This is a genomic window from Streptomyces sp. Ru72, assembly GCF_002920635.1.
In the GTDB taxonomy this organism is placed as follows: Bacteria; Actinomycetota; Actinomycetes; order Streptomycetales; family Streptomycetaceae; genus Streptomyces.
Genome location: NZ_PQSR01000183.1, coordinates 1 through 8,153, shown reverse-complemented (window position 1 = coordinate 8,153; position 8,153 = coordinate 1). Strand labels below are relative to the sequence as shown.

The following is an 8,153-nucleotide window of genomic DNA, read 5'->3' as shown; positions in this document are numbered from 1 at the left end:
AATGAACGACCACAGTTCGTCTGACACGATCCACGGTCGCGACTGACGCTTCCCCACGCCCCGACCAACGAGCCGACAAGCCAACGGTCACTTGATCAACAACTTCTGTTAGGACCTCTAATACTCCAGCAGCGGATCGTGTCCTGAGCTGGCAGTTGTCGTTGTCCTGGTATGGAGGGGATGACCGAAGTCGCTGGCTGGACAGCTGAGTTGGAGTCGGTGTTCGCGCGGGTGGCGGGCAGGTTCGTCCGGGCGGATTTGCGGTGGCGGATGCGGGACTACGTCCGTGGTCTGCTGGGGCGGGCGTCACGCAAGAACGGCTGGCAGCTCGCGGAATGGGCAGGCCACCGGACCCCCGACGGCTTCCAGCGGCTGCTGAACAGCAGCGTCTGGGACGCGGATGCCCTGCGTGACGACGTGCGTGCGTACGTCGCTGAACGGCTCGGGCCCGACGGGGTGCTGATCATCGACGACACCGGGTTCATCAAGAAGGGCACCACCTCGGCCGGGGTCGGCCGGCAGTACACCGGAACCTCCGGAAAGATCGACAACTGCCAGATCGGGGTCTTCGCCGCCTACGCGACCACCTCAGGCAGGGCCCTGGTCGACCGGGAGCTCTACCTGCCCAAGTCCTGGACATCCGACCGCGAGCGGTGCCGGGGAGCAAAGATCCCTGACGAGCGGACGTTTGCCACCAAGGGCGAGCTGGCCCGGGTCATCGTCCGTCGCTGCCTGGCCGCGGGCCTGCCCGCCGCCTGGGTCACCGCGGACGAAGCCTATGGACAGGACTGGCACTTCCGCCGCCTGCTCGAGCAGCTCGACATCGGCTACGTGGTGGCAGTGCCCAGGTCTCAGCAGATCAAGTCCCTGGTCGGCGTCTGGCGCATCGATCAGCTCATCGACGAGGCACCCGGGGATGCCTGGCAGCGACTGTCCTGCGGTGACGGGGCGAAGGGCCCGCGAGTCTACGACTGGGCTGCGGCCAAACTGCCCGCCAACATCATCTTCGATCCCGATCCGCCGACTCATCACCGCTGGGTGATGGCCCGCCGTAGTCTGTCCGACCCCGGTGAGCTCGCCTACTACCTGGCCTACGCACCCGCCGACATCGAGATTGCCGAGCTGGTCCGCATCGCTGGCAGCCGCTGGGCTATCGAGGAGTGCTTCCAGGCCGCGAAGAACGAATGCGGCCTGGATGAGTATGAGGTCCGCCGCTACATCGGCTGGTACCGGCACATCACCCTGGCCATGCTCGCCCACGCAGTTCTGGCCGCACTTGCAGCCCAGGCCCACAGCGACACAAAGGGGGCTGCAGAAACGCATCAGCCGTCATCCCGCTCACCGTGGCGGAGATCCGGCGACTCCTGGACACTCTCCTGCCCCGTCCCGGAGCCGACCACGACCCCGTCACCCACGCACTGAAATGGTCGGCCTGGAGAAGAAACCGCCAGGCCGTCGCCCGCCGCTGTCACTACCGAAAACGCAGCTCAGAAAACGAACCGCTGCTGGAGTACTAACAACGCTAACACAATGAGGTGGTCGAGCCGTGGTGTGCGTGTCTGGACGGCGAGTTGAGCGTTGTCCGATGCGTGGGGGCATCACCGTGGATCGTGTCGGATGAGCTGTGGGAGCGGATCGAGCCGCTGCTGCCGAGGCGGGAGCGCAGGTTCCGGTATCCGGGCCGTAAGCCGTTGCCGGATCGGCAGGTGTTGTGCGGGATCCTGTACGTGCTGCACACGGACATCCAGTGGGAGTATCTGCCCAAGGAGCTGGGGTTCGGTTCGGGGATGACGTGCTGGCGGCGGCTGCGGGACTGGAACGAGGCCGGGGTCTGGCAGCGGTTGCACGAGGTCCTGCTCGCGGAACTGAACGCGGAACGGAAGCTGGACTGGTCCCGCTGCGTGGTCGATTCCTCGCACGTCAGGGCGTTAAAAGGGGGAGCCACACGGGCCCGTCGCCGGTCGACCGGGGCCGGGCCGGCTCCAAGCACCATTTGATCACTGACGGCCATGGAACCCCGCTGGCGGTCATCCCGACCGGTGGGAACCGCAACGACGTCACCCAGCTCCTGCCTCTGCTGGATGCCGTCCCGCCCGTCCGTGGCCGGGTCGGCCGGCCACGCCGCAGAGCGGTCACGCTCTATGCGGACCGCGGCTACGACCACGACTGTTATCGCAAGGAGGTCCGCGCCCGGGGCGTGGTGCCCGCCATCGCACGGCGCGGCACGGAGCACGGCTCCGGCCTGGGCGTCTACCGGTGGGTGGTCGAGCGGACCTTTGCCTGGCTGCACGGCTTCCGCCGGTTACGTGTGCGCTGGGAACGACGAGCAGACATCCACGAAGCGTTCCTCAGACTCGCCTGCTGCCTGATCACCCACCGGCAACTCAAGTCATTGTGTTAGCCGTTGTAAGTCTCAATTTCGACTGATTGTCGAGCATACGTCGAGTCCGCTTCCGGTTGACCAGCCGCTTCGCGGCCGGATGCCAGACTACGTGGCTTGGAAGTGATTCATAAGAAGGGAGCTTCATCACCCATGCTGAGATGGATACGCCGCACCGGCGCCGCGGCGGTGGCGACGGCGGCCATGTTGGCCGTCGCCTTGCCCGCGCAGCCAGCGGTCGCCGTGAGCGTGCCCAACGGCTCGGTCGTGCCGGCCTCGGTCACCCGCATCACCCCCGCCGATACCTGGCGGCTCGCCTCCACCGAGACCGGCCCCGTGGCGGCCGGGCAGGAGACCCGATTCGGGCAGTACGCCACGGCCGTGGAGAACGGCGGCATCCCCAAGACCGGCCTCTCCACTGTCCTCGCCGACCTCAACGCGACCGGCCGGGCGCTGTGCCACGACACCAACGCCGCCGGTGCTCAGGGTTTCTGCTGGGATGACACCTGGGGCGACGACAGCGGCATGACGTACGTGCCGCAGGGCGTGACCGGCTCCGGCGCGGCCCGCGGCAACGAACTCCTCACCGGCGGGCGCCGCATCGTGGTCACGAGCTGGCACAGCGGCGAAAAGCACCCGGCCGGCGAGGACAACCTGATGCGGGTCACCTTCGCCGACGTGACCGACCCGGTGGTGCGCTACCGCCATGTCCTCCTGGTCACCCCGACCGCCACCGGCTACACCGCCCTGCGCGGCCACGCCGACTCCGTGACCTGGTACGGCAAGTACCTCTACGTCTCCAACGCCGGCGGCCTCGCCGTCTTCGACCTGACCCGCATCTGGCGCACCGACGAGAACAGCGGCTCCGTCGGTGCCTCGGGCGGCACGTACTCCGCGGCCTGGCACAAGTACGCGCTGCCGCAGATCGACCGCTACCAGTACGTGGCGCCGACCCCGCCCGGCTACTGCGGCACCTTCAACGGCTACCCGCCCTGCTTCGCCGGCGTGTCGGTGGACGACTCCGGGTCCGTGCCCGCGCTCGTCACCACCGAGAAGAACGGGGTGATGGACCGCCAGCAGCAGCAGTTCACCGACCCGGGTGTGATCGCGCGCTGGCCGCTCGACAAGACCACCGGCCTGCTCCTCACCGACCCGGGGACCAGGAACACCCGCGCCAGTGAGGCCTTCCGCTCCACCGTCAGCGGCGCCCAGGGCGTCGCCATGGACCGCGGCCGCTTCGTCGTCTCGGCGCCCTGCCCCGAGTTCGTCGCGGGCGGAGCGAACATTCCCAGCTGCCTCTACCACGCCTGGGAGGGCGAGCCGGTCCGCCTGTGGACCCGCACCGGCATCAACAATCAGAACGTCTCCTACTGGCCGGCCACCGACGAGCTGTGGACGATCAACGAGTACCCCGGAGACCGAACTGTCTTCCACATCCCATGGCCCAAGCCCGCGGTGCCGGTGCGCTCCCTGACCGGCACCTTCGGCGACCTCACCGGCGACACCCTGCCCGAGTTGCTCGCCGTACGCCCCCAGGCCGTCCCCGAGAACGGCGGCGCCTCGGGCGAGCTCGTCCTCTACCCCGGCACTCCGCAGGGCCCCGGCACCCGCGCCTCGATCGGCTCGGGCTGGGACACCATCCGGCTCCTCGCCGGCGTCGGCGACCTCACCGGCGACGGCAAGCCGGACGTCCTCGCCGTCGACACGGCGGGCGACCTCTACCTGTACCCGGGAGCGGCGGGTGGTCTGGGCGCGCGTCAGAAGCTGTCCTCGGGCTGGGGCGTGGTCCAGGCGATGACCGGGGTCGGCGACCTGACCGGCGACGGCCTGCCCGACCTGATGGCCGTGTGGAACGACGGCACCGCCCACCTCTACCCCGGAAAGGCCGGCGGCCTCGGCACCCGTGCACAGATCGGCACCAACTGGAACAGCATGCGGCTGCTCACCGGCACCGCCGGGGACCTCACCGGCGACGGCCGACCGGACGTCCTCGCCGTCGACGGCGCGGGCGACCTGTACCTGTACCCGGGTGCGGCGAGCGGCCTCGGCGTCCGGCAGAAGCTCTCGGGCGGCTGGGGCGTGGTCCAGGCCATGGCCGGGGTCGGCGACCTGACCGGTGACGGCCTGCCGGACCTTATGGCCGTGTGGAACGACGGCACCGCCCACCTCTACCCCGGAAAGGCCGGCGGCCTCGGCACCAGCACGCCGGTGGACCTTGGCTGGGGCACGGGCCAGGCGTAGGCCGGGCAGCCCGTGCCGTGCGGGGTGGCCGCGCGTGCGCCGCCACCCCGCACGGCATCATGTGATCAGGCTGCGGGCTCCCTCACGGCAGACAGCCGTTGAGGGGTGCCCGTGCCGCGCTTGGCCGAACGTCCTGCTGTTACAGGGGCCGGCGTCCGGCGAGCTCCCCGCCTGGGTCGTCCAGCAGGGCGATGCGGGCGGTGATGCGTTTACCGACCGTCTCCCAGGACTCCAAAGCCCTAGGAGACGGCCATGACGATCTCCAGGCCGTGCTGTCCTACCCGGCCTGCGTCGCGGCCCGGGCCACCGGCAGTACCGGGTCGGAATCCCACACCACTACTTCGATCGTGTCGCCGACGATGCGCAGGTCCAGCGGTATCGGGCCGGGCGCGTACTTGCCAACGCCACGATCCTTGGCCGGAGCCGCGGTCCACGAGTCTGATGTACCGTCGACCGCCGGTCATGCTCCATGCCTCCGAGCTCGTGGTCTACGACGGACGCGAGGAAGTCGCCCGCCACGAGCGGCTCATCGCCCGCAACGGATCCCGCCTCGAACTCGACCACTACCTGGAGGCGCTGATCCGCAAGCCCGGCGCCCTGCCCGGCGCCACCGCCCTCGACCAAGCCCGGGCCGCCGGCCGGTTCACTCCCATGCGCGACGCCTGGTGGGAAGCCGCCGTCAAAGCCCACGGTGAACGCGACGGCACCCGCGCCCTGATCGAAGTCCTCCTCCTGAGCCGCCACCTGCCCCACGAACACCTCGTCACCGGCCTCGCCGCAGCTCTGAAGACCGGTGCCCTCACCGCCGATGCCGTCGCTCTCGAAGCCCGCAAGGCAGCCGACGCCGACACCGGACTCGAAGAACTCCCGCAGCCGCCGTCCACCACCAGCCAGACCGCCATCGCCCCGCTGCCCGCGGCTGTCAGGGCCCACCTGCCACCCGACAAGCGGCCCCTGCCCTCCGTCGCCCCCTACGACCAGCTCCTGCGGCTCCGCCGACCCGACCACCCCACCCCGTGAAAGGAGGAGAACGCCGCGACCCTTCCCCGCCAGCGAGGACTCACCGAGCAGGCCGCCACCACCGCCGTCAACCAGGCATGCCGCATGCTCCGGCTGCCCACCATCCGCTCCCAGTTCCCCGACCTTGCCGAGACCGCGAGCCGTGAGCAGATGTCCTACCTCGGCTTCCTCGCCGAGCTCTTGCTGGCCGAGTGCGACGACCGGGCCCGCCGCCGCTCCGAGCGCCGCATCAAGGCGGCAGGCTTCCCCCGCGACAAGTCGCTGCGGAAGTTCGACTTCGAGGCCAACCCCAACATCGACGCAGCCATGATCCATACCCTCGCCAAGTGCGAATGGATCAAGAAGGGCCTGCCTCTCTGCCTCATCGGCGACTCCGGCACCGGCAAGTCCCACCTGCTGATCGCGCTCGGCACCGAAGCCGCGATGGCCGGCTACCGAGTCAAGTACGTCCTGGCAACGAAGCTGGTCAACGAGCTGGTCGAAGCCGCCGACGAGAAGCAGCTGACCAAGACCATCGCCCGCTACGGCCGAGTCGACCTGCTCTGCATCGACGAACTCGGCTACATGGAACTCGACCGCCGCAGCGCCGAACTCCTCTTCCAGGTCCTGACCGAACGCGAGGAGAAGAACAGCGTCGCCATCGCCTCCAACGAGTCCTTCAGCGGTTGGACCAAGACCTTTACCGACCCCCGCCTCTGCGCGGCCATCGTCGACCGCCTCACCTTCGGCGGCAACATCATCGAGACCGGCACCGACTCCTACCGACTCGCCACCACACGAGCCCGCGCTGAGCAGCAGGCCGTCGGCTGAACCGGACGCGGGAGTGCCTGCAGGGCAACGTGGGCGACCTACCCCTGGCGCAGAAATTCCCGCAGGTCCGCAGCTACAGCCGTCATCCCTTCACCGGCTTCGATCACGGTCGTCACCGTGCACTTCCAGTCACCGGGAAAGAAGCCGGACCGAAGCGTCCAGTCCAGATACACATGACCACCCGAGCCGAAGGTCGCCGTCACGACCAGATGGTTGTTGATCCAAACCCGCTCCCCCTCCCAGCCACGGAAGTCTCGGGCGAGGCCGTCGAAGAACTCGCTCAGGTCATCCCAGACGGTGACGGTCACATTCTCGAGCCGTGCACGCACACCATCAGCAATGGCCTCCGCTGCGAAGACGGTCTCGTACTCATCCGCACGCGACCGGTCGAACAACCGGACAGAGGTCGCCAGCGTCCCCGGCCCTCGCACGACGAGCTCGACCTGCCCGGGACCCACTTCGATCAGACTCACCCGCCGAAGGATACGGACGTCAACACGTTGACGACATCACGTTTCCGTGGCCTGGGACCGCGGCTAATCCTCATCAACATTCGGAGGCCCAGCAGCCACCAGCTGTTCCCGGCTCCCACCGACAAGTGCTCTTCGTTCTGACCTACGCAGCCAGCCTGTCCGGTCCCAGCGAACTCGCCTACTACCTGGCATACGCACCCGTCGGCGTCGGGATCGCCGAACTGGCTCGCGTTGCCGGCTCACGCTGGGCCATCGAAGAGTGCCTCCAGGCCGCGAAGAACCAGTGTGGCCTGGACGAATACGAGGTCCGACGCTACGTGGGCTGGTATCGCCACATCACCCTCGCCATGCTCGCCCACGCCTTCCTCGCTGTCCTCGCAGCCCGGGCCCTGGACACCGCAAAGGGGACAGCAGAAACGACACCACCAACCTCATCCCCCTCACCGTGGCAGAGATCCGGCGCCTACTGGACACTCTCCTGCCCCACCCCAGACCCCACCAGGACCGACAACTGCACGCACTGAACTGATCCCCCTGGCGCAGACACCACCAAGCCACCGCCCACCGCTGCCACTACCGAAGAAGAACCAGCTCAGGACACGATTTCTGACTGGAGTATTAGATACTCAGCGGCCGAGGGAGCCGATGAAGCGGTCCAGCCGAGAGACGACTTGCCGCAGGACGTCAACCGATCCTGCGGCATCGTCCGCAAGCTCCAGGCCATGGTCCGCCGAGGGCACTTCCAGGACGTCGTGTCGCAGGGACGCAGCTATTCGTGAATCCCAGAGCTTGTCGGCGCTTCCGCCGATGAGGAGGGTCGGCTCCATGGCTCGCCGGAGAGCCGCGGCAACGTGGTCGATGGTCAGGACCGGGGTGAGCCAGGCTGCCGGGATGCTCCTGTCAGCTGCGATGCCGCAGGCGAGGGAGCCCAGGGACTTGCCCACGACGAGCCGACAAGCGCCCGCCTCGGCTTCGATGGCCTCGGCGACCTGCCGCTCCACCCAGGCGATCCGCTCGTCCACCGTGAACTGCGCAAACTCATCGGGGATCTGCCACCACAGCTCCTGGACCGTCCAGCCGTGCTGGATCAGGACGCTCCGGGCGAAGTGAAGTAGCGGCCGGGCAGGCGAGTAACCGACCCCTGGAACGACAACCGCGACACGATCTCGAGCTCCGTCGAATCGGGTCGGCATGGCAAAAGGGACGGGATCAGACATGGCCGCAGACTA

General features: G+C 68.2%; 7 protein-coding genes and 2 pseudogenes. 6 read left to right on the top strand and 3 right to left on the bottom strand.

The features are described from left to right. Positions 1-180 precede the first annotated feature (180 nt). The 3 genes from C3488_RS38595 to C3488_RS38585 all read left to right on the top strand — a co-directional run bounded on the left by C3488_RS38595 (position 181) and on the right by C3488_RS38585 (position 4,621). Entirely contained in the window at positions 181-1,422 is a 1,242-nt protein-coding gene (locus C3488_RS38595; RefSeq protein ID WP_103845491.1) for an IS701 family transposase, read from the top strand. Between the two features lie 167 nt (positions 1,423-1,589). After that, a protein-coding gene (locus tag C3488_RS38590; RefSeq protein WP_258053913.1) for an IS5 family transposase occupies positions 1,590-2,401 on the top strand; the annotation gives its coding sequence in 2 pieces (ribosomal slippage) (positions 1,590-1,913 and positions 1,916-2,401; 810 coding nt in all). A gap of 132 nt (positions 2,402-2,533) precedes the next feature. Continuing rightward, entirely contained in the window at positions 2,534-4,621 is a 2,088-nt protein-coding gene (locus C3488_RS38585; RefSeq protein ID WP_103845490.1) for a VCBS repeat-containing protein, read from the top strand. A 139-nt stretch (positions 4,622-4,760) separates the two neighbouring features. Here C3488_RS38585 and C3488_RS42265 read toward each other — a convergent pair. After that, a pseudogene (locus tag C3488_RS42265) lies at positions 4,761-5,018 on the bottom strand (ATP-binding protein); the annotation flags it as partial. 65 nt (positions 5,019-5,083) lie between these two features. Here C3488_RS42265 and C3488_RS38580 point away from each other — a divergent pair. Continuing rightward, positions 5,084-5,641 carry a hypothetical protein gene (locus tag C3488_RS38580; protein ID WP_258053912.1) on the top strand — a complete coding sequence of 186 codons (558 nt, stop codon included), beginning with the start codon at positions 5,084-5,086 and terminating at the stop codon, positions 5,639-5,641. An 84-nt stretch (positions 5,642-5,725) separates the two neighbouring features. Further along, the gene (gene istB / locus C3488_RS38575; RefSeq protein ID WP_308460716.1) at positions 5,726-6,451 is read left to right on the top strand and encodes an IS21-like element helper ATPase IstB; all 726 of its coding nucleotides are present in this window, start codon (positions 5,726-5,728) and stop codon (positions 6,449-6,451) included. A gap of 38 nt (positions 6,452-6,489) precedes the next feature. On the opposite strand, the gene C3488_RS38570 is transcribed toward istB, so the two are convergent. Further along, positions 6,490-6,924 carry a DUF6228 family protein gene (locus C3488_RS38570; RefSeq protein ID WP_103845489.1) on the bottom strand — a complete coding sequence of 145 codons (435 nt, stop codon included), beginning with the start codon at positions 6,922-6,924 and terminating at the stop codon, positions 6,490-6,492. A 152-nt stretch (positions 6,925-7,076) separates the two neighbouring features. Here C3488_RS38570 and C3488_RS38565 point away from each other — a divergent pair. Next, positions 7,077-7,448: pseudogene (locus tag C3488_RS38565) on the top strand (IS701 family transposase); the annotation flags it as partial. 102 nt (positions 7,449-7,550) lie between these two features. Here the strand turns inward: C3488_RS38565 and C3488_RS38560 are convergent. After that, complete coding sequence (locus C3488_RS38560) at positions 7,551-8,141, bottom strand: alpha/beta hydrolase (RefSeq protein ID WP_103845488.1); 591 nt, start codon at positions 8,139-8,141, stop codon at positions 7,551-7,553. Positions 8,142-8,153: the final 12 nt, after the last annotated feature.

Excerpts from the sequence above, each read along its gene's own strand:
- C3488_RS38580 (WP_258053912.1), top strand. The coding sequence starts at position 5,084 with ATGCTCCATGCCTCCGAGCTCGTGGTCTACGACGGACGCGAGGAAGTC.
- istB (WP_308460716.1), top strand. The coding sequence starts at position 5,726 with ATGCTCCGGCTGCCCACCATCCGCTCCCAGTTCCCCGACCTTGCCGAG.
- C3488_RS38560 (WP_103845488.1), bottom strand. The coding sequence starts at position 8,141 with ATGTCTGATCCCGTCCCTTTTGCCATGCCGACCCGATTCGACGGAGCT.
- C3488_RS38585 (WP_103845490.1), top strand. The coding sequence starts at position 2,534 with ATGCTGAGATGGATACGCCGCACCGGCGCCGCGGCGGTGGCGACGGCG.
- C3488_RS38595 (WP_103845491.1), top strand. The coding sequence starts at position 181 with ATGACCGAAGTCGCTGGCTGGACAGCTGAGTTGGAGTCGGTGTTCGCG.